Raw genomic sequence first — 21929 nt, forward strand, 5'->3', positions numbered from 1 at the left:
GTCAGGGGGAGCTCAGCGGTTGCGCTGCTTCCACGTCGCCAGGCCGGCCTCGAGGCGGCGCTGGTTGCGGGAGCCGCCGAGGCCGCGCTTGGCCTTGGCGTACAGCCACAGCCCGCCCCCCACCACCAGGGCCCCGACGATGAGGTAACCGAGCACGCTGAGCAGGGCGTGGAACACCCACACGGCGATCGCGCCGACCACGAACAGGCCCACGACGACCGCGACGGCACCAATCAGGAAACGACCCATGCCACCAAGCATGCCCCGGCCGCGCCACCCTCGTCATCAGGGAGTTCCCGGACTCCCGGGCTCAGGGCACCGGCGCGGCCGGGCCGCGCTCAGGCCGCCAGCGTCGCGTATGCCCCGTCCGCGGCCAGCAGCCCGGCGTGCGTGCCCCGCTCGGCGATGCGCCCGTGGTCGACGACCGCGATCTGGTCGGCGTCGCGGATCGTCGAGAGCCGGTGCGCGATCGTGATCGTGGTGCGGCCCCGGGCCAGGTCGTCGAAGGCCCGCTGGACGGCGCGCTCGGTCTCGTTGTCCAGCGCGCTCGTGGCCTCGTCGAGGACCAGGATGCGCGGGTCGCGCAGCAGGGTGCGGGCGATCGCGATGCGCTGCTGCTCGCCGCCGGAGAAGCGGTACCCACGCGAGCCCACGACCGTGTCGTACCCCTCGGGCAGGGCGGCGATGAGCTCGTGGATCTGCGCCGCGCGCGCCGCGGACTCGATGTCGGCGTCGGTCGCGTCCGGCCGGGCGTAGCGGAGGTTCTCGCGGACGGTCGTGTGCAGCAGGTAGGTCTCCTGGCTCACCACGCCGACGATGCCGGCGAGGTCGGTCAGGCTCAGGTCGCGCAGGTCCACGCCGTCGATGGTGATGCGCCCGGCGCCGGGGTCGTGCAGGCGGGCGATGAGCGCGGCGATCGTGCTCTTGCCCGAGCCCGTCTCGCCGACGAGGGCCAGCGAGGTGCCGGCCGGCACGTCCAGGCTGACGCCCGCCACCGCGGCCGCGTCGCTGCCCGGGTAGGTGAAGGTGACGTCCTCGAAGCGCAGGTGGCCGCGGACCTCGGGCAGGCGCTTCGGGTGCTCGGGCTCGGCCACCTCGACGGGCAGGTCGAGGTATTCGAAGATGCGCGCGAACAGCGCCAGCGAGCTGGTGAGCTGCACCCCGACCCCGAGCAGGGCCATGAGGGGGCGGAACAGGCCGGCCTGCAGCGAGGTGAACGCCACCAGGGTGCCGATGCTCAGCGTCCCGGCCGTCATCGGCAGCCCGGCGCTGAGGTAGATGACCGCGGGGATGGCCGCGAAGATGATGCTCATCGAGGCCATCCGCCAGCGGCCGGCCAGCTCGGAGCGCAGCTCCAGGTCGATCAGGCGCTCGGAGGACTCGGTGAAGCGGCGCACGACCGCGCCGCCCGCGCCCATCGTCTTGGACAGGCGCACGCCGCTGACGGACAGGCCCTCCTCGATGGTCACGTTGAGGTCGGCCAGCTCGCGCTGGCGCTGGGCGGTGATCTCGCGGCGCATGCTCGCGACCCGGCGGGTCAGGTAGATCGCGGGCGGCAGCACGACGAGGGAGACGAGCGACAGCCGCCAGGACAGCGCCGCCATGGCGACGGCGGTGGCGACCGTGGTGGTCAGGTTCGAGGCGATCGAGGTGGCGGTGTTGGTGACGACCGCCTCCATCCCGCCGATGTCGTTGGTGATGCGGGACTGCACCTCGCCGGTGCGGGTGCGGGTGAAGAAGCCGACCGACTGCCGCTGCAGGTGCGTGAACACGTCGACGCGCAGGCGGTGCATGACCAGCTGGCCGACCTTGGTCGACTGCCAGGTCTGGATCACGCCGAGCGCGGAGGTCACGGCGGCGACGGCGACCATGCCGAGCACCAGCCAGACCAGCAGGCGCACGTCCCGGGCCGGCAGCGCGCGGTCGATGACCTCGCGCAGCAGGAACGGCGAGGCCATGGACAGGATGGACGACGCCACGATGATGAGCACGACGGCGGCCAGGCGGCCGCGGTGCTGGGTGAACAGCCGGCCGATGCGGGCCAGCGACACCTGCTTGGCCTGCGCCTTCTCGGCGGCGGAGAGCTTGCGGGACCCGCGCGGGCGGGTGGGGGGATTGGGCTCCAAGGGGAGCTCCCTTCCGTCGGATATGCTGAGGGTACCTCACTATGAGGTAGCAACACAAACCCTTGGTATCGTGTTCCCGTGGAGGACGAGAACCTCGCGGAGCTGTTCTGGAGCGTCGCGCGGCGGCTGCGGCACCAGTCGCACGAGTCGCTGCAGCCGTTCGGGATCACGCCCGGGCAGGGGCGCGCGTTCCTGGTGCTCGCCAAGCACGGCACCATGCGGCTCAGCGAGCTGGCCGACCACCTGCGCATCGCCCCGCGCTCGACCACCGAGGTCGTCGACGGGCTGCAGGAGCGCGGGCTGGTGCGGCGGCTCCCCGACCCCGCCGACCGCCGGGCCACCCTGGTGGGCCTGACGCCGGCGGGCGAGGACGCCGCCGGGCGGATCAAGGCCGAGCGGGGCGCGCAGGGCGAGCGCTTCTTCGCGGCGCTGCCGGAGGGGGATCGGGCCGAGCTCGCGCGCATACTCGCGGCCCTGCGGGTATCCGACGCTCCGTGATCAACGCGCTCGACCACGGCCTCGCCGGCGACGGTGTGACCAATGATCAGCCGGCGTTGCAGAAACTGGTCGACTCCACCCCGCCGGGCGAGGTCATCTACTGCCCGGCGGCGACGTACGCGATCCGGGACGCCGGCACCGTCTGGCGCACCGGCGTGTCACTCGTCGGCGACGGGCCGTCGGCCACGCGTTTCCTGGTGTCCAACCCGGGCGCGCCGGGCACCCCGGTGCCGCTGGCGTTCTGGACCACCCTGCAGCACGGCGCCTCCCCGCAGCGCCCGATCGCCGGCGTGCGCTTCGCCGGCTTCGAGATCGACGGCTCGCAGCTGCGCCTGCCGACCTACGACGTGCTCGCCAAGGGCCTGGGGCTGCAGTACGTCCTGCGAGGCTCCTTCCGCGACCTCTACATCCACGACACCCCGGCGACCGGGTTCGGCTGCGACTTCCTGCAGGACTGCACCGTGGAGCGCGTCGTCGCCGTGCACTGCGGCCGGCTCGACACGGGCTGGGAGCGGGGCGGCGCGGGGATCGGGATCGGCGTCGGCGGCTGGGGCACCGTCGAGCGGCTGACCGTCACCGAGTGCGTGACCCGGCGCAACGGCACCAACGGGATCTTCGTCGAGCTGCAGGACGCGGCCTGGACGCCGCCGCGCGGGATCCGGATCGTGGGATGCCACGCGGAGGACAACAGGTACGGCATCTCGGACTGGGGCGCGGACGGCCTGCTCGTCTCCGGCTGCACCATGATCGGCAACCACACCGCGGGCTTCGACGTGTCCGGCCAGGGCACCACGCACGTCGCCGGGCGCTACGGCATGGTGACCGGCTGCCTGGTCGACTCGAACACGGGCGACGGCGTGAGCATCGGCAACACCCCCGGCGGCTACACGGTCACGGCGTCACGGATCAGCCGCAACGGGGGCAACGGCTACCGCCAGCACAACCTCCCCGGCGCCGTCTCGGCCCCGGCGTGCGACGTGGTGCTGGACGGCAACGACATCTGGGACAACGCGGGCGACGGCATCCGGCTCGACGGCGAGCTGATCGACCCGTTCCTCGTGGGCAACCGCATCCGGGGCAACGGCACCGCGGTCCACCCGGCCGCGGGCATCCGCGTGAACGCCCGGGTCCGCTCGGCGACGATCCGCAACCAGCGCATCTGGGACCGCCGCACGCCACCGACCCAGCTGGCCGCGCTGTGCGTCACGCCGGACGGTGAGCTGGAGGACCCCGTCTACACCGACATGCCCGCCACGTCCTGAGGCCGGTCCACGACGTGCGGGTCGACGTCGGCGCGGCGCTGGACGCGGTGCCGCCGGACGATCTCGAGGCGCGGGTGCTCGCGCTGGTGGACGCGATGTTCGCCGGCATGGAGACCGTGCCGCCCCGGGGGCGGCCGCTGATCCGGCCGTCGACGCGCCGCCGGCCGGCGAGGAGCCCCGCAAGGCGGATGCAGTTCGTCGATGTGTAGACGACCTTGGACATGGCGTCACGGTGCACTCGCCTGGTCGCCCTCACCGCGGTGGCGGCGGCGGCCGGGACGAGCCTCGCCACACCCGCCAACGCCGTCGCGAACGGCAATCCGGTGCCGGAAGGGCGGTACCGCTTCGCGGTGAAGCTGACCATGACCGGCATCCCGAAGCCCGGCGGCACGTACTACGACAGCGCCTGCTCGGCGGCCCTCCTGTCGCCGCGGTGGATCGTCACCGCCGGGCACTGTTTCCACGATCCGCGGCGCGACCCCGTCTCCGGGCCGGTGCCCTACGAGACCACCGCGACGATCGGGCGCGCGGACCTGTCGCGCCGCGGCGGCCACGTGGTGCACGTGGTCTCCGTCCGGCAGGGCCCCAGCGGCGACATCGCGATGGCCAAGCTCGACCGGCCGGTGTACGACGTCGTGCCGCTGCGGGTGGCCGAGAGGCCGCCCGCGGTCGGCGACGTGCTGCGCATCACCGGGTGGGGCAAGCTCGTGGCCACCGACCCGGCCCCGGCCGGTCACCTGCGGACCGGGCAGCTCAAGGTGTCCGCGCTCGCCGCGGGCACGGTCGGGGTGAAGGGCTACCGCCCGGCGCCCGGCACGAGCGCGTGCGAGTACGACTCGGGCGCGCCCTACTTCACCGAGACCGGGCGCAACGCCAGGTTCCCGGTGCTCGTCTCGGTGGAGAGCACCGGCCCGTCCTGCCCCCACGACCAGGAGGAGGCCACCACCCGGGTGGACCCCCTCCACGACTGGATTCGCGGCACACTGCTCACCTAGCGTGTGCGGCCGATCGCGGGCGATCTACGCCGCACCGTGGCCGTGTTCCGCTACTGGTCGAGCTCGGCGAGCCGATCCGCCGGCACCACCGCGTACTGCCGCAGCGAGAGGTCCCGGAACGTCACCGGCCCCCGGGGCCCCGGCACCCGGTCGATGTTGATCCCCGTCTCGGGCACGTTGAGCAGCTTGAACCCGTCCAGCAGCCGGGTCGTCGCGTTCCAGAACGCGCCGGTGCCGGCGTAGGCGCCGAGGAACTCCCGGGCCGCCGCCGCGTCCTCGGTCACGATCCCCGCGGCCAGCCCCGACGTCTCGTCGTTGGCCAGGCGCGCGGCGGCGAGCGGGGAGTCGACGGGCGCGACGGTGATCGTCGCCTCGCGGTCGGCGTCCAGCGCCCACTCGTAGCCCAGCGCGTGCGCGTGCGGCGGCAGCGAGACGGCGATGCGGGGCGCCACGGCGGCGGTGACCCGCGGCACCAGGTCCTCGTAGTGCGAGCGGTGGATGAGCAGCAGGTTGAGCCGGTTGCACACGCCGAGCCGGTCGAGGCCCGCGGTGACGAGCGCGAACGCCTTGCCGAGGTCGGCCGCCGCGTCGATGTAGAGCACGCCGCCGCCGTCGGCGTGGGCCAGGGTGCGCACGCCTCGCAGCGCCGCCTTCTCGGCCAGGGTCCGGGTGCTCTCACCGCTGCCGCGCAGGATCACCAGCGGGACCAGGCCCGGCTGGGACACCAGGGCGTCGGCGGTCTCGCGGCCCCGGGCCCGGATGAGCTGCACGGCGGCCGGGTCGAGGCCGGCCTCGGCCAGGGCCGGCGCGACGATCTCGTCCATGAGCGCGATCGCCGAGGCCAAGGCGGCCGAGCCGGTGCGCAGCACGCCGCCGTTCTGGCTCTTGATCAGCTGCGAGGCGACGTCGACGGTCACGTTGGGGCGGGCCTCGTAGTTGGCGCCGATGACGCCGACCGGGCGCCGCCACTCCTGCAGCACCAGCCCGCCGCCGAGCTCGCGGACCGTCCGGCGGGCCGGCTCCGGCTCCACGTCGGCGAGGATGTTCAGCTGCTCGGCCATGCCGGCCAGCCGGGCCTCGTCGAGGCGGAGCCGGTCGAGCAGGCCGCCGCTCATCCCGCCGGCCTCGGCCGCGGCCACGTCGGCGCGGTTGGCCTCCAGGATCGCGTCCGGGCCGGCGGCGAGCCGGCGGGCCATCCCGCGCAGGGCCTCGTCGATGGTCTTGGCCGGCGCGGCGGCGAGCGAGGCGGCCGCGGCGCGGGCGGCACGGGCGGCCTCGGCCACGACCTGGTTGACGTCCTGCTCCTCGCCCACGGCACGGCCTCCCAAAGGATGAGATCTACGGTTTACGCGCCTGCAGAGTGTATGTAAGCGGCAGACGCGCACGCCCCTCGGCCAGCCGGTGCTCACCCGCCGCGTCCTGGACCGTCCGCCCCGGGTAGCAGTCCCACGGGCAGCTGTCGTGCTCCTCCAGCATGGTCAGCCGCAGCCCCTCGGCCAGCAGCGCGCTCACGATCTCGCCCAGCCCGTGGTTCCACGAGTGGCTGACGTTGTGCTGGAACTGCTCGGTCGTGTCGACGTACGAGCCGGACTCCTCCCACACCAGGGGCTCCGGCGTCTCGAAATATGGGAAGCGCAGGACCAGCAGATCGTCCTTGCGCGTCTCGTCGATCGCCCACAGCACGGGGTGGCCCTCGCGGATGAACAGCCGACCGCCGGGGCGCAGCAGGCTCGCCACGACCCCGGCCCACCGGCGGATGTCGGGCAGCCAGCACAGGGCGCCGACCCCGGTGTAGACCAGGTCGAACGCCCCCGCCTCGAGCACGGCGGGGGCGCCGTAGACGTCCGACTCCACGTAGTCGATGTCCGCCCCGAAGCGCTCGGCCAGGGCGCGGGCCTGCGCCAGGGAGGCGGGGGAGAAGTCGAGGCCGGTGACCCGCGCGCCCAGCCGGTGCAGCGAGAGCGTGTCGGTGCCGATGTGGCACTGCAGGTGCACGGCCCGCAGCCCGCGCACGTCGCCGAGGCGGGGCCGGTCGAAGCGCACGACGTCGCTGAGGTGCTCCGGATCGTCGAAGCCCTGCAGGTTGTACCCGCGCGACGCCGCATGCGCCGGTGCCCGCTCGTCCCACTGCGCCCGGTTGAGCCGGAAGGAATCATCCACAAGGCGACCCTCACACGCAGGTCAAGCGGATATCGCCTCCGTCGCCGCGTGCAGGGTCGGCGACATGACGTGCGGGCGCAGCACGGGCGGCACGTGGACCGGCACGTCGACCGCGGCCGACAGGATCAGCGCGAGCGCCACGCTGGTCGGGCGCGCCTCCGGCAGCTTGTCCAGGCTCGCCTCGCAGACCTCGAGGACCTCCTCCGGCATCCCGGCGATGCGCGGCAGCGGCTCCGGCGGAGCGTGGCGGTGGGCGCGCAGCATCTGCTCGTCGGTGTCGGCCGGGTACGGCAGCCGCCCGCTCAGGCACTGGTAGAGCAGCACCCCGACCGCGTACACGTCGGCCGGCGGGGCCGCCGGGCCCGGGTCCAGGCGCTCCGGCGCGAGGTACGCCGGCGTCCCCATCAGCGTCCCGTCCGGCAGCTGGTCCGGCTGCCCGGTGCGGGCGGCCACCCCGAAGTCGAGGATCTTGGCCCCGGCCGAGGTCAGCACCACGTTGGCCGGCTTGATGTCGCGGTGCACGACGCCGTGCCCGTGGGCCGCGGCCAGACCCGCCCCGACCTCCGCGCACACCCGGCCGGCGACCCGCCAGTCCAGCGGCCCCTCGCTCATCACGGCGTCCAGCGGCTGGCCCTCGACCAGCTCCATCACCAGGTAGGCGGTCCCGCGCCCGGCCCGGCGCGAGGTGCCGAAGTCGTAGACCGACACGACGTTCGGGTGCGCGAAGCGGGCACCGGAGCGGGCCTCGTTGCGGGCCCGGTCGAACGCCTCGGGGTCCGCGGTGTGCTCGGGGGTGAGCAGCTTCACAGCGACCTCGCGGTCCAGCACCTCGTCGTGCGCCTCCCACACGCTGGCCATGCCGCCTTCGCCCAGCTTGCGTCGTAGTCGGTACCGTCCGCCGAGAACCCGCACATCATCCTGTTTCCCACCCGGCGGCCGGTTCAAAAGACCAACCGCAGGACACCGCCCGTGCACCGGACGCGCAACCCGGGGCCGGTGAGCTGGTAGGCATGCACGGACGCGCCCGACTCCTGGTGGCGGCCGGCGCCGCGGCGAGCCTGGGCTCGTCGCTGGCCGCCGGCCCGCTCGCGCGCGTCCTGTGGATGCTCGGCTGCCTGGCCGGGGCCGCCCCGCTGCTGGTGCGGATGGTCCGCGACCGCCGCTCGGTCGCGCCCGCGTGGCGGCTCGTCGGCGCCGGCTTCGCCGTCCGGCTGCTCTCCGACCTCGTGTGGACGGTCGAGGCGCTGACCCACCGCGGCGGGGTGCCCTTCCCGTCGTGGAACGACCTCGGGTACCTGACCTCCTACGCGCTGCTCATCGCCGGGCTCATCGGCGCCGCCGGGGGACGGGCGCGGCTCGCCCTGCTGGACGCGTCCATCCTGATGGCCGGGTTCGCGGTCATCGACTGGATGCTGCTGCTGCATCCGTACCTGCACCACGCCGCCATCGGCCCCCTCGCACTGAGCCTCGCGCTCGTGTACCCCATCTGCGACCTGGTCCTGTTCGCCGCCGCCGTGCGCGCCCTGCTCTCCGGGGCGGCCCGCAACCGCGCGAACCGGCTGGTGCTCGCGGGCGCCGGGCTGCTGCTCGCGGCCAACACGATCTTCTTCGCGCACGCCGCGTCCGGCTCCACCCGCGACGTGGCCTGGCTCGACAACGCGCTCTGGCTCTGCTCCTACCTGGCGCTCGGCCTGGCCGGGCTGCACCCGCGGCCGATCGGCGAGCGCTCGGCCGTGCCCGCGGCGACCGCCGGGGTCGTCTCCTCGCGCCGGCTGCTGCTCTTCGGCGCGGCCACGCTGCTCGGCCCGGCCGCGACCGTCTACCGCCTGCTCACCACCGACGGCTCGCACGGGTCGGGGGAGTGGCAGCACCTCGTCGTGCCCTCGATCCTCGCCGCGGTGCTGTCGGTGCTGCTCGTCACCCGCCTGGGCGGCCTGGCCCGGCTCGCCCAGCGCCGCCAGGCCGAGCTGGAGGCGAACGGGCGCCGGCTGCAGGCCGCGCTCGACGAGCGGGCGGCGCTGGAGGACCAGCTGCGCCACGGCGCCCTGCACGACCCGGTGACCGGGCTGGCCAACCGGGCCCTGCTCGCGCAGCGCATGGAGTGGAGCCTGGACCGGGCGGACGGGGCCGCCGCCGGGCCCGGGCACGCGCTGCTGCTGCTCGACCTCGACCGGTTCACCGACCTCAACGACGCCCACGGGATCGCGTTCGGCGACGAGGTGCTCATCGCGCTGGCGCACCGCCTGCGCGCGGTCGCGGCGCCCGGAGACACCCTGGCCCGGCTGGGCGGCGACGAGTTCGCGCTGTTCGTGGAGCACGGCGCCGCGCCGGGGTCGCACGAGCGCGCCGAGCAGCTCGCCGAGCTCCTGCGGGCCGAGGTCAAGGCGCCGCTGCGGGTCGGCGGGCGGGTCGTGCACCTCGCGGCCAGCATCGGGCTCGTGCACCTCGACGGGCAGGAGCCGCGCGAGGCCATGGCCGATGCCGACCTGGCCCTGCGCGCCGCCAAGCGGGGCGGGCGCGACCGTGTGGTGCGGTACCGATCGCAGCTCAGAAGCGCCCGGGAGACCTTCACGCGGATCAGCGCGGGGCTGCGGCACGCGATCGAGCGCGGCGAGCTCGCGGTGCACTACCAGCCGGTGGTCGAGCTGCCGGGCGCGCGGATCGTGGCCGTGGAGGCGCTGCTGCGCTGGACGCCGGCGAGCGGGCCGGTACCGCCGGACGCGTTCATCCCCGTCGCCGAGGAGACCGGCCTCATCGTGCCCATCGGCGCCTGGGTGCTGCAGCGGGCCTGCCGGGACGCCCGTGGCTGGTACGAGCGCTTCGGCACCTCGATCACCGTGAACGTCTCGGTGCGCCAGCTCGCCGATCCCGGCTTCGCCGACGAGGTCCTGACGGTGCTGGCCCGCACGGGGCTGCCGGCGACGGCCCTCGTCCTGGAGATCACCGAGTCGGTGTTCGCCGGGGACGCCGACGCGCTGCCCGGCGCCCTCACGCGCCTGCGCGGGCACGGGGTCCGCATCGCCATCGACGACTTCGGCACCGGTTACTCGTCGCTGTCGTACCTCAACCAGCTCCCGGTCGACATGCTCAAGATCGACCGCTCGTTCGTGCCGTCCGGCCCCGCGTCCGAGGGCGACCACGCCTTCACCCGGGCCGTGCTCCAGCTCGGCAGCAGCCGCCGCCTGCCCGCGATCGCCGAGGGCATCGAGACCGCCGAGCAGGCCGAGGTGCTGCACGAGCTCGGCTGCCGGCTGGCCCAGGGGTACTACTTCGCCCGGCCCGGCCCGGCCGAGGACCTCGAGGCCGCCTTCGCCCGGCTGAACCCGGCCCGCGACGCGGCGGCGGGGCGGCCCGCATGAGCCGGAGCCTCGCCGCCGTGCGCCGCGACCCCTGGGTGCGGGCTCTGGTCGCGGCCGGCGGCGTGCTCGTGCTCTGGTTCCTGCTCGGGCCCGGCTCCGACGCCGCGCGGGTCCGGCTCTTCTGGACGCTGCTGCCGCTGACCGACCTGCTGATCTGGCACGCCTCACGCCGGGTCACCCGGATGGACCTGCCCGCCGACGCGCGGCGGTTCTGGCGCGCGGTGAGCCGCACCTCGCTGCTGTTCGTGCTCGGCGACAGCAGTCAGACGGTCGTGGCGTGGGTGCGCCCGGGGGCGGCCGCGGCCGTGCCCAACGCGTTCCAGGCCGGCGCGATCCTCGTGGGCGTCGCGTACATGGTATGGATCATGCTGACCCACCCCGGCCGCCTGCCGACGCGGGCGGCACGGCTGCGCTTCTGGCTCGACGCCGCCTCGGTGCTCGCCGGCGTGGCCGTGCTGGCCTGGCTGCTGCTCCTGCCCGCGCAGACCGGGCGGCCGGTCGGGGCCCTGGTCGCCCAGCTGCTCGGCACGGCGATCATCCTGGTGGCCGGCTTCGCCGCGGTGAAGCTGATCCTGAGCGGCAACGCGCCGCTGAGTGTCGCCGCGGCGGCCCCGATGCTGGCGGCGGGCGTGCTGCAGGGGGCGGCCGGGTCGCTCGTGTCGCCCGGCTCGGCGCACCTCGACGTGCTGCTCGGCACCCAGGTCCTGTCCTCGGTCCTGCTGGTGCTCGGCCCGCGGCTGCAGGAGGTCTGCGGCCCGCCGGTCCCCGCGGCCCAGCGGGGGGCGAAGCCCTACAGCCTGCTGCCGTACACGACGCTGGCGGGCATGTTCGCCGGGCTGCCCTTCGTGCTGCGCGACGGCGTCGGGGCCGACGCGTGGATCCTGCTCGGCGGGCTCTTCGTCGCCACCGTGCTGGCCGTCAGCCGCCAGCTGCTCGCCTTCGCCGAGAACGCGGCCCTCGTGCGCGAGCTCAAGGGCCAGGAGCAGCGGATGAGCAGCCTGCTGGCGCACTCGACCGACATCACCTCCCTCACCGGGGCCGACGGGACCCTGACCTACGTCTCGCCGGCCACCGAGCGGCTGCTGGGCAAGGAGCCGGCGCTGGTGCTCGGCACGCCCGTCGTCGCGCACATCCACCCCGACGATCTCGGGGTCTTCCTGCCGGCCATGGCGCAGCTGCGCTCGGCGCCGGACGCCACGGTCACCTACCAGGTCCGCTACGCCCACGCGGACGGCTCCTGGCGCTGGCTCGACGTGGTCAGCCGGAACCTGCTGCACGTGCCGGGGGTGCGGGCCTACGTCAGCAACGCCCGCGACGCCACCCAGGCCCGGCTGCTGCAGGACGAGCTGCGGCACCAGGCCACGCACGACGGCCTGACGGGGCTGGCGAACCGGGCGCTCTTCGACGCTCGCCTCGCCGCCGCGGACTCGCCCAGCGCCGTGCTGCTCGTCGACCTCAACGACTTCAAGCTCGTCAACGACACCTACGGCCACCACGCCGGCGACGCGGTGCTGGTCGCGGTGGCCGAGCGCCTGGCCGCGGCCACGCCGTCGCCGGGGCTGGCGGCGCGGCTGGGCGGCGACGAGTTCGCCGTGCTGCTCCCGGGCGCGGACGAGCGGGCGGCGGCGGCCACGGCCGCGCGCTTCCTGACGCTGATGGAGGCCCCCGTCCGGGTCGACGGCCGGCTCCTGCCGATCCGGGCGAGCGTCGGCTGCGCCGATGGGCCGACCGGTGACCCGGACGGTCTCCTGCGGCGCGCGGACGCGGAGATGTACCGCCTCAAGCGGATGACGCGCGTCTCGTGAACACCGCGCGCTCGGCGTCGTTCCGGCTCAGCCGGGCGGCCTCGGCGAACGCGGCCCGGGCCTCCCCGGTGCGGCCCAGGCGCCCGAGCATCTCGCCGCGCGCGGCCGGCAGGTGCGGGTAGCCGGGCAGGTGCAGCCCGTCGAGCAGCTCCAGGGCCGCGGCCGGGCCCTCGGCCATCCCGACCGCCACGGCCCGGTTGAGCTCGACGACGGCCGACGGGGCGACGTGGGACAGCAGGCGGTACAGCGCGGCGATGCGGGCCCAGTCCGTGTCCTGGAACGTGCGCGCCCGGGCGTGGCCGGCGGCGATCGCGGCCTGCAGGCCGTAGGGGCCGAGCGTGCCCAGCTCCTCGGCGCGGGCCAGGGCGGCCAGCCCGCGCCGGATCAGCAGCCGGTCCCAGCGGCGGCGGTCCTGGTCGGCCAGCAGCACCGGGCGGCCCTCGGCGTCGGTGCGGGCGCCGATCCGGGAGGCCTGCAGCTCCATGAGCGCCGTCAGGCCGTGGACCTCGGGCGCGTCCGGCATCAGCCCGCACAGCACCCGGCCCAGGCGCAGGGCCTCCTTGACCAGCTCGGGCCGCGACCAGTCCGCGCCCGCGGTCGCCGAGTAGCCCTCGTTGAAGATCAGGTAGACGGTCCCGAGCACCGCCGAGAGCCGCGCCGGCGCCTCGCTCGCGGGCGGCAGCTCGAACGCCACGCCCCGCAGCGCCTTCTTGGCCCGCAGGATCCGCTGCGAGACCGACGCCTGCGTGGTCATGAAGGCCCGGGCGATCTCGTCCGTGCGCAGGCCGCCCAGCATCCGCAGGGTGAGGGCGACCTGCGACTCGGTCGTCAGCGACGGGTGGCAGGCGGTGAAGATCAGCCGCAGCGTGTCGTCGCCGATGTGGTCGTCGAGGGCGTCGACGATCGCCGTCTCCTCGCTGAAGCCGTCCTCGGCCCCGACGACGGCGAGCTTGCGGCGGTAGGTCTCCTGCCGCCGCAGGTAGTCGATCGCCCGGTGCTTGGCCGTGGCCATGAGCCACGGCCCCGGATCGTCCGGCACGCCCCGGGCCGGCCACTGCTGCAGGGCCAGCACCAGGGCGTCCTGGGCCAGGTCCTCGGCCACCCCGACGTCGCGGACCAGCCGGGCGAGCGTGCCGATGATGCGGGCGGACTCGATGCGGTAGACCGCCTCCACCACGCGGCGCACGTCCGGCCTGTCAGCGTGCCTGTCAGCGTGCCCGTCAGCGTGCCCGTCCGAGCTCATCGGCTCAGAACTCCATGACCTGCAGGATGCGGCACGAGCCCGTCCACTCCGGCCACAGGTCGCGGTGGACCTTCATGAAGCGGCTGCACCATTCGACCGCCTCCTCCTTGGAGCGGACCTCGTAGACCGCGTAGCTGATCATCTCCTTGGTCTCCGCGAACGGCCCGTCGGTGACGGTCAGGTCACCGCCGGTCACGGTGATCCGCGCGCCGGCCGCGCTCGGCAGCAGGCCGGCGTTGTCGATGAGGGCGCCCGCGGCCGTCGCCTCCTCGCCGAGCTTCATGATCGCTTCCATGAGCCCGGCGGGGGGCGGCGTCTGGGGCTGGGTCGCCTCGAGCAGCATCACGTACCGCACAACAGTCTCCTCACGCGAAGTGGTCCCGCATCCCCTCCTCGAAGGGGAGGGCCCGGATCCGACATCGCGCCCGGAGTTCTTTTTACGCGTTGCGGGTGATGTCCGAGACCTCCTGGGCCGTCAGCTCGATGCCGGCGGCGGCGATGTTGTCCTCGAGGTGCCCGACCGACCCGGTGCCGGGGATCGGCAGGATCGACGGCGAGCGGGCCAGCAGCCAGGCGAGCACGATCTGGCGGGGCGTGGCCTCGTACTTCTTCGCGACCGCCTCGATCGTGGCGTTCCCGTCGAGGTTCTGGATCGGCGCCCACGGCAGGAAGGCGATGGACTCCTGCTCGCACAGGTCGACCAGCCCCTCCGAGCCGCGGTCGTCGACGTTGTACCGGTTCTGGATGGACACCACCGGGGTGATCCGCTGCGCGGCCCGCAGCTGCTCCTCGTTGAAGTTCGACACGCCGATGTGCCGGATCTTGCCCTGGGCCTTGAGCTCGGCGATGGCCCCGACGGACTCCTCGAGCGGGACGCGGGGGTCGACGCGGTGGAACTGGTACAGCGTGATCGTGTCCACCCGCAGCTTGCGCAGGCTGCCCTCGAGCGCCTCGCGCAGGTGCTCGGGCCGCCCGTCGGGCGCCCACTCATTCGGGCCCGACCGCGTCAGGCCGCCCTTCGTGGCGATGACGAGGTCGTCGGCGTAGGGGTGCAGGGCCTCGGCGATGATCTCCTCGCTGACGTCGGGCCCGTAGGAGTCGGCGGTGTCGATGAAGTTCACGCCCAGTTCGACGGCGCGGCGCAGGACCCGCTTGGCCTCCTCGCGGTCGCGGGGCGGCCCCCAGATCCCGTCGCCGGTGATGCGCATCGCGCCGAAGCCGAGCCGGTTGACGGTCAGGTCGCCGCCGACGTCGATCGTGCCCGCGTTCGCCGCGCTGCTCTGTGCTGACATGCGTCAGTTCTCCTTCGCTAGTCCTCGCCTCCGAATCTAGCCACGCGTGCGGCCGGCCGCCGAGGGCGCTGTGAGAATCCGGAGCGCCACGGCTCTGGATTAGTGCAGTTCGCCGTGGGTACTGTGTCCCGACCCGCCCGACCCGACCCGCCGAGCACTGGGAGTGAGCAGCATGAACGCGCATGACCCGACCGGAATCGACCCCAACAGCCCCGAGGCGGCGGCCCGCGAGGCGGCGCGCTTCGAGGCCGAGCGCAAGCAGAGCCTGGAGCACCAGCTGGCCCGTGGCGGCCGCGTGGACGACGGCGCCGTCGACTCCACCGGGCGCAGCATCCGCGACCCCCGCCGGGGAACGCAGCTGGACGAGGACATCTAGCAGGGCGCCCGCACGGGCGTCCGCGGGGCCCGGAGCCGGACTCGGCGCCGGGCCCTCGCGATGTCCGAAGCCCGGATGTCCGATGCATTGCGACAATGCACCCGGCGAAGGTTCCGATGTATCGCCGATAGTATCGATGCTCGCCGACCCCTTGCGGGCCGTTCTCCCCGGCTGGTAGACAACAGTCCTCCGATGTTCGGGAGCGCTTCGTGACTGCAGAGTTCGACGGCCTCGCCGCCGTCGTGACCGGGGCCGCCTCCGGGATCGGCCTGGCCACGGCCCGTCACCTCGCCGCCCGCGGTGCCCGCGTGGCCGGACTGGACCTGCGCGTCGACGGCATCCCCGAGGGCGTCGCGGGGTTCGTCGCCGACGTGACCGACGACCAGGCCGTGCGCGCCGGCGTCGAGGCCGCGGCCGCCCGCCTCGGCGGCATCGACATCCTGGTGAACAACGCCGGCATCGGCGCGACCGGCACCGTGGAGGCCAACGCCGACGCCGAGTGGCACCGCGTCTACGACGTCAACGTCGTCGGCCTGGTCCGGGTCACCCGCGCCGCCCTGCCGCACCTGCGCCGCTCGGCCTGCGCCGCGATCGTGAACACCTGCTCGATCGTGGCGCACGCGGGCGTGCCGGACCGCGCCCTCTACAGCGCGACCAAGGGTGCCGTGCAGGCGCTGACCGCGGCCATGGCCGCCGACCACGTGCGCGAGGGCATCCGCGTCAACTGCGTCAACCCGGGCACCGCCGACACCCCGTGGGTGCGCCGGCTGCTCGACGAGGCCGCCGACCCCGCCGCGGAGCTCGCCGCGCTGCGGGCCCGCCAGCCCACCGGCCGGCTGGTCACGCCCGAGGAGGTCGCGCACGCGATCGCCTACCTCGCGAGCCCGCTGGCCAGCGCGACCACCGGCGCCGTGCTGTCGGTCGACGGCGGCATGCACGGCCTGCGGGTCAGGCCCGCGGCGTGACCGTGCCCGGGCCGGGCGGGTCCCAGCCGGGCAACGCGCCCGGCGGGGCTATGATTTGAACGTGTTCAAGTCTGATCGCCCGGAGCGGCCGCTGCTGCTCGGGCTGGTGCTGTCCGTGCTGATCCGCGGGGCGATGAGCGCCCTGAGCCTCCTCGCGATCGGTCCGCTGTTCGGCCCGATCGACCTGCTGGCCGGCGGTGTCTGGGTGGCCGACTACGCGTTGTCGGCGCTGCTCGCCGTCGCCACCGCGATCGCGTGCGACGGGCTGCGCCACGAGCGGCTGTGGGCGTACCGCCTCGGCCTGCACCTGGCCCGCCTCTACGTCACCGTCAACGCGGTCACCGCGATCGTCACCGGTGTGCTCGTGTTCTGGTTCGTGCCGCTGCTCGTGCCGTTCGCGGTGTACGTGGGCTCGGCCGCCCTCGCGTTCGTGGCGGCGCGGCGGCTCAGGGCCGAGGGCAGCTCCGCGCTGGTGCTCGGGCTCGCGCATCTGCGCCGCCTCTGAGTGCGCAACCCCTCAGGAACCGGTCGCTCACGCCGATGAGACTGCCGGTTCGTTCATTGGTGAAGGGGCGTGCGCGTGGCAGCCGGAAAGCGACGGTGGCTGGCCGACCAGCCGATGGCCCGCAAGCTCATGCTGCTGGTGCTCGTGGGGTGCCTGGTCGGCGCGGTGGTGCTCGGCGTGGGGGTGTTCAGCCTCAAGCGCGTCAACGACCGCGCGGCCGAGCTGTACAAGCTCAACCTGGTGCCCGCGGCGCATCTCGCCGCGCTCGACCGGGCCGCGCTGCGCGTGCGCAACGACGTCGCCAACCTGGCACTGTCCAACGGGCCGGTGGCGAGCAAGGCGTTCACCGACGACATCGCCGCGGCCGAGCAGCAGGTCGACGGGGAGGTCGCCGCCTACCGGGCGACGATTCGCGACGTCAAGCAGCGCCAGCTCCTGAACCGCTTCACGATCTGGTGGGGCGCGTTTCGCAACATCCGCGACCATCGGCTGCTCCCGTTGATCCAGGCCGGGGACAACGCGGGATTCCAGCAGGCGTACCTCGGCGACGGCGACACGGTCGGCGGCAACGCGATGGCCGCGCTCGAGGACCTGATGCGCTTCGAGCAGTCCAGCGGTCAGGCCGGGGCCGGGCAGGCCGCGAGCGCCTACCGCACCGCGCGGATCGCGATGGTCGTCGCGCTGCTCGTGGGGCTGGCGCTGGCGATGGTGCTCAGCCGGTACCTGACCGGGCTCATCGTGCGCCCGATCCGCCGCGTGCACGCGGTGCTCACCGCGGTCGCGGCGGGCGATCTGACCGCCGAGGCCGACGTGGCCCAGCGCGACGAGGTCGGGCAGATGGCGCGGGCGCTCGGGGCGGCGACGGCCAGCACCCGCGAGGCGGTGCGCTCGCTCGGCGACAACTCGGCGACGCTCGCGGCCGCGGCCGAGGAGCTCTCCGCGATCAGCCGGCAGATCGACACCAGCGCGAGGTCGGCCAACACCAGGGCGGGCGAGGTGGCGCGGGCGGCCGGGACGGTCAGCGAGCACGTCGCCGCGGTCGCCGGCGGGGCGTCGGAGATGGGCGACGCGATCGACGAGATCTCGCGCAACACCGCCCACGCGGCGACGGTGACGGCGTCGGCGGTCGCGATCGCGGCCACCACCAACGACACGATCGGCCGGCTCGGCGCCTCGTCCACCGAGATCGGCGAGGTGGTCAAGGTGATCACCTCGATCGCGGGGCAGACGAACCTGCTCGCGCTGAACGCGACCATCGAGGCGGCCCGGGCCGGGGACTTCGGCAAGGGGTTCGCGGTCGTCGCGCAGGAGGTCAAGGACCTGGCGCGGGAGACCGCGCGGGCCACCGACGACATCGGCCGGCGGGTCCAGGCGATCCAGCTCGACACCGAGGACGCGGTCGCCGCCATGGGGCAGATCGGGGACGTCATCGCGCAGATGAGCGAGTACCAGCACGCGATCGCCGCGGCGGTCGAGGAGCAGGCGGCCACCGCCCGCTCGATGAGCCACAGCGTCGGCGCGGCGGCCAGCGGCTCGACCGACATCGCCGGCACCATCGCCGGGGTCGCCGACGCGACCGAGCTGACCAACCAGGGCGTGTCCAGCACCGGCGAGGCGGTCGACCAGCTCGCCGCGATGGCCTCCGAGATGCGCGTCCTCGTCTCCCGCTTCAAGTACTGAGGAATCCCTGATGCGTAAGGCTTTCGCCGCCGTGCTCGCCGTCGCCCTGCTCGCGTCGGGCTGCACCGAGACCCTCAAGACCGACGCGACCGGGGGCGGCCCCACCGCGCGGGTGGCGCTGCTGCTGCCCGAGCGCAAGGCGAGCCGCTACGAGGCCGGCGACCAGCCGTACTTCGCGCAGAAACTCTCCGAGCTGTGCCCCGGCTGCACCGTGGACTACCGCAACGCCGAGCAGAACGCCGCGACCCAGCTGCAGCAGGCGAAGGACGCGCTCGACCAGGGCGCGAAGGTGCTCGTGCTGACCCCGGTCGACAGCGTCGCGGCGGGCGAGATCGTGACCGAGGCCAGGAACCGCGGGGTGCCCGTCATCTCCTACGACCGGCTCGTGCTGAAGACGGCGGTCGACTACTACATCTCCTTCGACAACGCGAAGGTGGGCGCGCTGCAGGCCCAGGCGCTGCTGACCGCGCTCGGCCCGAAGGCGTCGCAGGGCGAGATCCTGTGGATCAACGGCTCGCCGACCGACAACAACGCGACGCTGTTCAAGCAGGGCGCGCACGCGGGGCTGGACGGCAAGGTGAAGGTGGCGGCCGAGTCCGACACCGCCGAGTGGAACCCGGACAACGCGAAGGCCTGGACGGCGGGCATCCTGCCGACGCTGCGCGGGCGCACGATCGTCGGCGTGTACGCGGCCAACGACGGCACCGCGGGCGCGGCGATCGCGGCCATGAAGGCGGCCGGGATGCCGGCAGTCCCGGTGACCGGGCAGGACGCCGAGACCCCGGCGCTGCAACGGATTCTGGTCGGTGAGCAGTACATGACGGTCTACAAGGCGATCCGCGCCGAGGCCGAGACGGCCGCGGCCCTGGCCGACGACCTGGTGCGCGGGCGCAGGCCCACGGAGACGTCCGCTGTGGACAACGGCGCCGGCCAGGTGCCGTCGATCCTGCTCGACCCGGTGGCCGTCACGAAGGAGACGATCGCCGGTACCGTGATCAAGGACGGGTTCGTGACGCCGGGCGCTCTGTGCGCGGGTCAGTACGCCGACGCGTGCCGCGCGGCCGGCATCGGCTGAGTTCCACCGGTCGGGTCCGGCCCGGGCGATGCTCGCTCAGCCGGCCCGGACGATGCTCGCTCAGCCGGCCCGGACGATCGAGCCGAGGAGCGCGTCGATCTCGGGCTCGAAGGCGGGGTCGTCCGTCTCGGCCAGGGCGTGCACGAACTGGCCCGAGCCGTCCTCGACGAGCGCCTCCCGCATGTGCACCGCCGACGTCCCGCCGATCCCGGTGTGCACGTGGATCCAGTCGGTCGGCAGGCCCAGGAGCCGGCCGCCGGAGCGGGTGACCGCGTCGGCCGGGAAGCGCTCGTGGACGAGCGACGGGGCGCTGCCGCGATACAGGGTGACCGACGCGAACGGGCCGCCCAGCGGGGTCAGGCGGAACAGGCGGAGCACGACGAAGGAGAGGCCGGGCTCCTGGTATGCCACCCAGCCCTGCGGCGCCGCCAGCGTCAGGATCCTCTCGCCGTCGAGGCTCGTCAGCACGCGCTCGCCGGCCCCCGCGGCCAGGGTGCGTCCGCCGCGCTCGAGCGTGCCCAGGATGCGGGTCGCCAGCTCGGTCAGGCCCTCGCGGTCGTCGGCGGCGTTGGGGGAGACGAAGAGCTGGACGCGTACGACGGCCGCATCCGCCGTGCGCACGAAGGCGTCCGCGATCGGCACGGCCTGGCGGTGGGAGTCGAGCGGGAAGTAGCCGTAGGCGACCGTCTCGGCCGCGGTGTCGAGCGGCACGAGCCGCTGCCCCGCGGGCAGCTGCCAGGTCTGGGCGATGGCCGCGATCGCCGGGCGCAGGTCGCCCTCGACGACGCGGAAGAGCTCGGACGCGAGCAGCACCAGGCGCTCCCCGCCGAGGTCGAGCAGGACCCGGGTCTCGGCCTGCTCGGTGGCGGCCACGCCCATGAGCGACCGGCCGCGCGCCTCGGCCCGCGCCCCATCGGGCAGGGTGACCGTCAGCCGGCCGCCGAGCAGCGAGATCGGCTGTTGCGCGCGATAGTCCCGTCCGGCCTGTGCGAGTGCGCTCATCCCCGCACCCTACTGCTCGCGCTCAACACCTCCGCCCAGCGCGCGCAGCGGCGGCCGACGTGCTTGCGGAAGGCAAGCGCCCGGTGGGGGCCGCGATGCGGCAACGGCGGGCTTGACCGGCCAGGCTAATCGCGTTAGCTTTTGGGCTATGTGGATTCGGATGGCCGGGGTGGCCGGTGCCTAGGGCCGGGCTCAGCCCCGCCGCCGTCGTCGACGCCGCGCTGCGCGTGGTCGACGCCGGCGGCCCGGAGGCGTTGACGCTCGCGGCCGTGGCGGCGGAGTGCGGGGTGGCGACGCCCTCGCTCTACAAGCACGTGGCCGGGCTGCCCGAGCTGCGCGCGCTGCTCGCCGTGCGCATCATCGACGAGTTCACCGCCGAGGCGACCGCGGCCATCCTCGGCCGCAGCGGCGACGCGGCGCTCGAGGCGCTCGCGTTCGCCTACCGCGACTACGTCACCCGGTGCCCGCACCGCTACGCGTTCCTGCCCCAGCGGATCGACCCGGACCCGGGCGTCACGGCCGCGGCCGATCGCTTCCTCGCCGTCGTCTTCGCCGTGTTCAAGGGCTACGACCTCACCGACGACCAGGTGGTGCACGCGACGCGCGTGCTGCGGGCCGCGCTGCACGGCTTCGCGGTGCTGCGCACCGGGTTCCAGATGGGGCAGGACGTCGAGGTGACGTACCGGGTGCTGGTGGAGACCCTGAAGGCTATTCGTGGGGCAGCAGGAAGCGCCAGTTGATCTGGGCGCGCCGGCCGTCCGGGAGCCGGAAGACCGGCCACTGGACCGTGTCCGCGTGCGGCACGGCCCGCTGGAGGGCGCGGGCCTGGCGGTCGCGCAGGTCCTGCTGGGCCAGGAACTCGTTCTTGCGCAGCTGCGGCACCGGCACGCCCGCCGGCCACGCCCGCACCGGCGTCGTGACGGGCTGGGCCGCGTCCAGGAGCACGACGATCATGCGCACGGCGTCGGGGTGCCAGGCCGTGCCGGCGCGGTTCACCCGGTCGAGCAGCTGGGTGCAGTGGTCCAGCAGGGAGTACGCCGGCGTCGGGTAGGCCCGGTCGCGCCGCGTCTCCTCGAGGCCCTCGAACTGCAGGCTGAACTTGCGCCCGTTCGTGCGCGCCGTGAACACCGTCGACGGCACGTCGGCGATCATCGGGGCGCCGGGGCGGCGGCGGGCGTTGGCCGGGTCGCGCAGCACCGTGGTCGCGTGGTTGCGCAGGGAGCGCACCTCGCCCTGGCCGATGCGCAGCCGCTTGCCCGCGTCGGCGATGAGCACACCGTCGTCGTAGGCGACCAGGCGCGGCGCCCGCAGCGCGCTCCAGCCGGCCGGGACGAAGCCGCCGACCAGTTCCCAGGTCAGCATCGGCCGGGGCGTGCGGCTGCCCTCGGGGTCGCCGGCGGCGATCGCGGCGGCCGCGCCCGCGCCCCCGACCACGGTCGTGACGCCGACGGCGCCGGCCGCCAGCAGCAGGCTCCTGCGGTTCATTCGAAGCTCCCGTCTCGTGTCTGCCCGGCTCAACGACAAATCGGACAAAAGGTCACCGGAGCCGAAGTGCTCTAAACCAGAGTCCATTGGTATGGTTTGAC

Annotated in this window: 21 protein-coding genes and 1 pseudogene; 12 read left to right on the forward strand and 10 right to left on the reverse strand. The window is 74.1% G+C overall.

Annotated elements, in window-relative coordinates:
- Positions 1 to 12 precede the first annotated feature (12 nt).
- A complete protein-coding gene (locus ACQP2P_RS10625; RefSeq protein ID WP_433085581.1) occupies positions 13 to 249 on the reverse strand; it encodes a hypothetical protein in 237 nt (78 codons plus the stop codon).
- A gap of 89 nt (positions 250 to 338) precedes the next feature.
- A complete protein-coding gene (locus ACQP2P_RS10630) occupies positions 339 to 2126 on the reverse strand; it encodes an ABC transporter ATP-binding protein (protein WP_433615124.1) in 1788 nt (595 codons plus the stop codon).
- A gap of 78 nt (positions 2127 to 2204) precedes the next feature.
- Here ACQP2P_RS10630 and ACQP2P_RS10635 point away from each other — a divergent pair, with 78 nt between their 5' ends.
- The 4 genes and pseudogenes from ACQP2P_RS10635 (at position 2205) to ACQP2P_RS10650 (ending at position 4881) form a co-directional block, all read left to right on the forward strand.
- A complete protein-coding gene (locus ACQP2P_RS10635; protein WP_433619092.1) occupies positions 2205 to 2624 on the forward strand; it encodes a MarR family winged helix-turn-helix transcriptional regulator in 420 nt (139 codons plus the stop codon).
- A pseudogene (locus ACQP2P_RS10640) lies at positions 2609 to 3727 on the forward strand (right-handed parallel beta-helix repeat-containing protein); the annotation flags it as partial. The gene ACQP2P_RS10635 and the pseudogene ACQP2P_RS10640, both read left to right, overlap by 16 nt.
- A gap of 173 nt (positions 3728 to 3900) precedes the next feature.
- The gene (locus tag ACQP2P_RS10645; RefSeq protein WP_433615126.1) at positions 3901 to 4095 is read left to right on the forward strand and encodes a hypothetical protein; all 195 of its coding nucleotides are present in this window, start codon (positions 3901 to 3903) and stop codon (positions 4093 to 4095) included.
- A 12-nt stretch (positions 4096 to 4107) separates the two neighbouring features.
- Positions 4108 to 4881, forward strand: coding sequence for a S1 family peptidase (locus tag ACQP2P_RS10650; RefSeq protein WP_433615128.1), 774 nt, complete (start codon positions 4108 to 4110; stop codon positions 4879 to 4881).
- Between the two features lie 50 nt (positions 4882 to 4931).
- Here the strand turns inward: ACQP2P_RS10650 and ACQP2P_RS10655 are convergent, their stop codons facing one another.
- From ACQP2P_RS10655 to ACQP2P_RS10665, 3 genes are read right to left on the reverse strand one after another with little or no spacing between them, the layout of a single operon-like run.
- On the reverse strand, positions 4932 to 6194 hold the full coding sequence (locus ACQP2P_RS10655; RefSeq protein ID WP_433615130.1) for an aldehyde dehydrogenase family protein: 1263 nt from the start codon (positions 6192 to 6194) through the stop codon (positions 4932 to 4934).
- Positions 6195 to 6219: 25 nt separating this feature from the next.
- Positions 6220 to 7041: a class I SAM-dependent methyltransferase gene (locus ACQP2P_RS10660; RefSeq protein ID WP_433615132.1), complete on the reverse strand. Its 822-nt coding sequence runs from the start codon at positions 7039 to 7041 to the stop codon at positions 6220 to 6222.
- Between the two features lie 21 nt (positions 7042 to 7062).
- Positions 7063 to 7899, reverse strand: coding sequence for a serine/threonine-protein kinase (locus ACQP2P_RS10665; protein ID WP_433615134.1), 837 nt, complete (start codon positions 7897 to 7899; stop codon positions 7063 to 7065).
- 152 nt (positions 7900 to 8051) lie between these two features.
- Here ACQP2P_RS10665 and ACQP2P_RS10670 point away from each other — a divergent pair, with 152 nt between their 5' ends.
- Positions 8052 to 10400 (forward strand): putative bifunctional diguanylate cyclase/phosphodiesterase, encoded by a 2349-nt coding sequence (locus ACQP2P_RS10670; RefSeq protein ID WP_433615136.1) that lies wholly within the window; start codon positions 8052 to 8054, stop codon positions 10398 to 10400.
- Positions 10397 to 12205: a diguanylate cyclase domain-containing protein gene (locus ACQP2P_RS10675; protein WP_433615138.1), complete on the forward strand. Its 1809-nt coding sequence runs from the start codon at positions 10397 to 10399 to the stop codon at positions 12203 to 12205. The genes ACQP2P_RS10670 and ACQP2P_RS10675 overlap by 4 nt, the downstream gene beginning before the upstream one ends.
- Here the strand turns inward: ACQP2P_RS10675 and ACQP2P_RS10680 are convergent.
- From ACQP2P_RS10680 to ACQP2P_RS10690, 3 genes are all read right to left on the reverse strand, one after another.
- Positions 12180 to 13382 carry an RNA polymerase sigma factor gene (locus ACQP2P_RS10680; RefSeq protein WP_433615140.1) on the reverse strand — a complete coding sequence of 401 codons (1203 nt, stop codon included), beginning with the start codon at positions 13380 to 13382 and terminating at the stop codon, positions 12180 to 12182. The two genes, ACQP2P_RS10675 and ACQP2P_RS10680, sit on opposite strands and share 26 nt — an antisense overlap.
- Before the next feature lie 70 nt (positions 13383 to 13452).
- The gene (locus ACQP2P_RS10685) at positions 13453 to 13803 is read right to left on the reverse strand and encodes a YciI family protein (protein WP_433615142.1); all 351 of its coding nucleotides are present in this window, start codon (positions 13801 to 13803) and stop codon (positions 13453 to 13455) included.
- 82 nt (positions 13804 to 13885) lie between these two features.
- Entirely contained in the window at positions 13886 to 14740 is an 855-nt protein-coding gene (locus ACQP2P_RS10690; protein ID WP_433615144.1) for an aldo/keto reductase, read from the reverse strand.
- Positions 14741 to 14912: 172 nt separating this feature from the next.
- On the opposite strand from ACQP2P_RS10690, the gene ACQP2P_RS10695 reads away from it, so the two are divergent.
- The 5 genes from ACQP2P_RS10695 (at position 14913) to ACQP2P_RS10715 (ending at position 19341) form a co-directional block, all read left to right on the forward strand.
- A complete protein-coding gene (locus ACQP2P_RS10695; RefSeq protein ID WP_350618232.1) occupies positions 14913 to 15116 on the forward strand; it encodes a hypothetical protein in 204 nt (67 codons plus the stop codon).
- A 209-nt stretch (positions 15117 to 15325) separates the two neighbouring features.
- A complete protein-coding gene (locus ACQP2P_RS10700) occupies positions 15326 to 16081 on the forward strand; it encodes an SDR family NAD(P)-dependent oxidoreductase (protein WP_433615146.1) in 756 nt (251 codons plus the stop codon).
- A gap of 61 nt (positions 16082 to 16142) precedes the next feature.
- Positions 16143 to 16586, forward strand: coding sequence for a hypothetical protein (locus ACQP2P_RS10705; RefSeq protein ID WP_433615148.1), 444 nt, complete (start codon positions 16143 to 16145; stop codon positions 16584 to 16586).
- Between the two features lie 75 nt (positions 16587 to 16661).
- The gene (locus ACQP2P_RS10710; protein WP_433615150.1) at positions 16662 to 18266 is read left to right on the forward strand and encodes a methyl-accepting chemotaxis protein; all 1605 of its coding nucleotides are present in this window, start codon (positions 16662 to 16664) and stop codon (positions 18264 to 18266) included.
- Between the two features lie 10 nt (positions 18267 to 18276).
- Positions 18277 to 19341 (forward strand): sugar ABC transporter substrate-binding protein, encoded by a 1065-nt coding sequence (locus tag ACQP2P_RS10715; protein WP_433615152.1) that lies wholly within the window; start codon positions 18277 to 18279, stop codon positions 19339 to 19341.
- 60 nt (positions 19342 to 19401) lie between these two features.
- Here the strand turns inward: ACQP2P_RS10715 and ACQP2P_RS10720 are convergent, their stop codons facing one another.
- Entirely contained in the window at positions 19402 to 20343 is a 942-nt protein-coding gene (locus ACQP2P_RS10720) for a hypothetical protein (protein ID WP_433615154.1), read from the reverse strand.
- A 176-nt stretch (positions 20344 to 20519) separates the two neighbouring features.
- Between ACQP2P_RS10720 and ACQP2P_RS10725 the strand changes: the two genes are divergently transcribed.
- Positions 20520 to 21083 (forward strand): TetR/AcrR family transcriptional regulator, encoded by a 564-nt coding sequence (locus tag ACQP2P_RS10725; RefSeq protein WP_433615156.1) that lies wholly within the window; start codon positions 20520 to 20522, stop codon positions 21081 to 21083.
- Here the strand turns inward: ACQP2P_RS10725 and ACQP2P_RS10730 are convergent.
- Positions 21052 to 21828 (reverse strand): hypothetical protein, encoded by a 777-nt coding sequence (locus ACQP2P_RS10730; RefSeq protein ID WP_433615158.1) that lies wholly within the window; start codon positions 21826 to 21828, stop codon positions 21052 to 21054. The genes ACQP2P_RS10725 and ACQP2P_RS10730 overlap by 32 nt on opposite strands.
- Between the last annotated feature and the right edge of the window lie 101 nt (positions 21829 to 21929).

The organism is Dactylosporangium sp. CA-139114 (genome assembly GCF_050955725.1).
In the GTDB taxonomy this organism is placed as follows: domain Bacteria; phylum Actinomycetota; class Actinomycetes; order Mycobacteriales; family Micromonosporaceae; genus Dactylosporangium.

Coding starts and splice junctions, on each gene's coding strand:
- ACQP2P_RS10625 (WP_433085581.1), bottom strand. CDS start 249: ATGGGTCGTTTCCTGATTGGTGCCGTCGCGGTCGTCGTGGGCCTGTTC.
- ACQP2P_RS10650 (WP_433615128.1), top strand. CDS start 4,108: ATGGCGTCACGGTGCACTCGCCTGGTCGCCCTCACCGCGGTGGCGGCG.
- ACQP2P_RS10665 (WP_433615134.1), bottom strand. CDS start 7,899: ATGGCCAGCGTGTGGGAGGCGCACGACGAGGTGCTGGACCGCGAGGTC.
- ACQP2P_RS10670 (WP_433615136.1), top strand. CDS start 8,052: ATGCACGGACGCGCCCGACTCCTGGTGGCGGCCGGCGCCGCGGCGAGC.
- ACQP2P_RS10675 (WP_433615138.1), top strand. CDS start 10,397: ATGAGCCGGAGCCTCGCCGCCGTGCGCCGCGACCCCTGGGTGCGGGCT.
- ACQP2P_RS10690 (WP_433615144.1), bottom strand. CDS start 14,740: ATGTCAGCACAGAGCAGCGCGGCGAACGCGGGCACGATCGACGTCGGC.
- ACQP2P_RS10695 (WP_350618232.1), top strand. CDS start 14,913: ATGAACGCGCATGACCCGACCGGAATCGACCCCAACAGCCCCGAGGCG.
- ACQP2P_RS10715 (WP_433615152.1), top strand. CDS start 18,277: ATGCGTAAGGCTTTCGCCGCCGTGCTCGCCGTCGCCCTGCTCGCGTCG.
- ACQP2P_RS10720 (WP_433615154.1), bottom strand. CDS start 20,343: ATGAGCGCACTCGCACAGGCCGGACGGGACTATCGCGCGCAACAGCCG.
- ACQP2P_RS10730 (WP_433615158.1), bottom strand. CDS start 21,828: ATGAACCGCAGGAGCCTGCTGCTGGCGGCCGGCGCCGTCGGCGTCACG.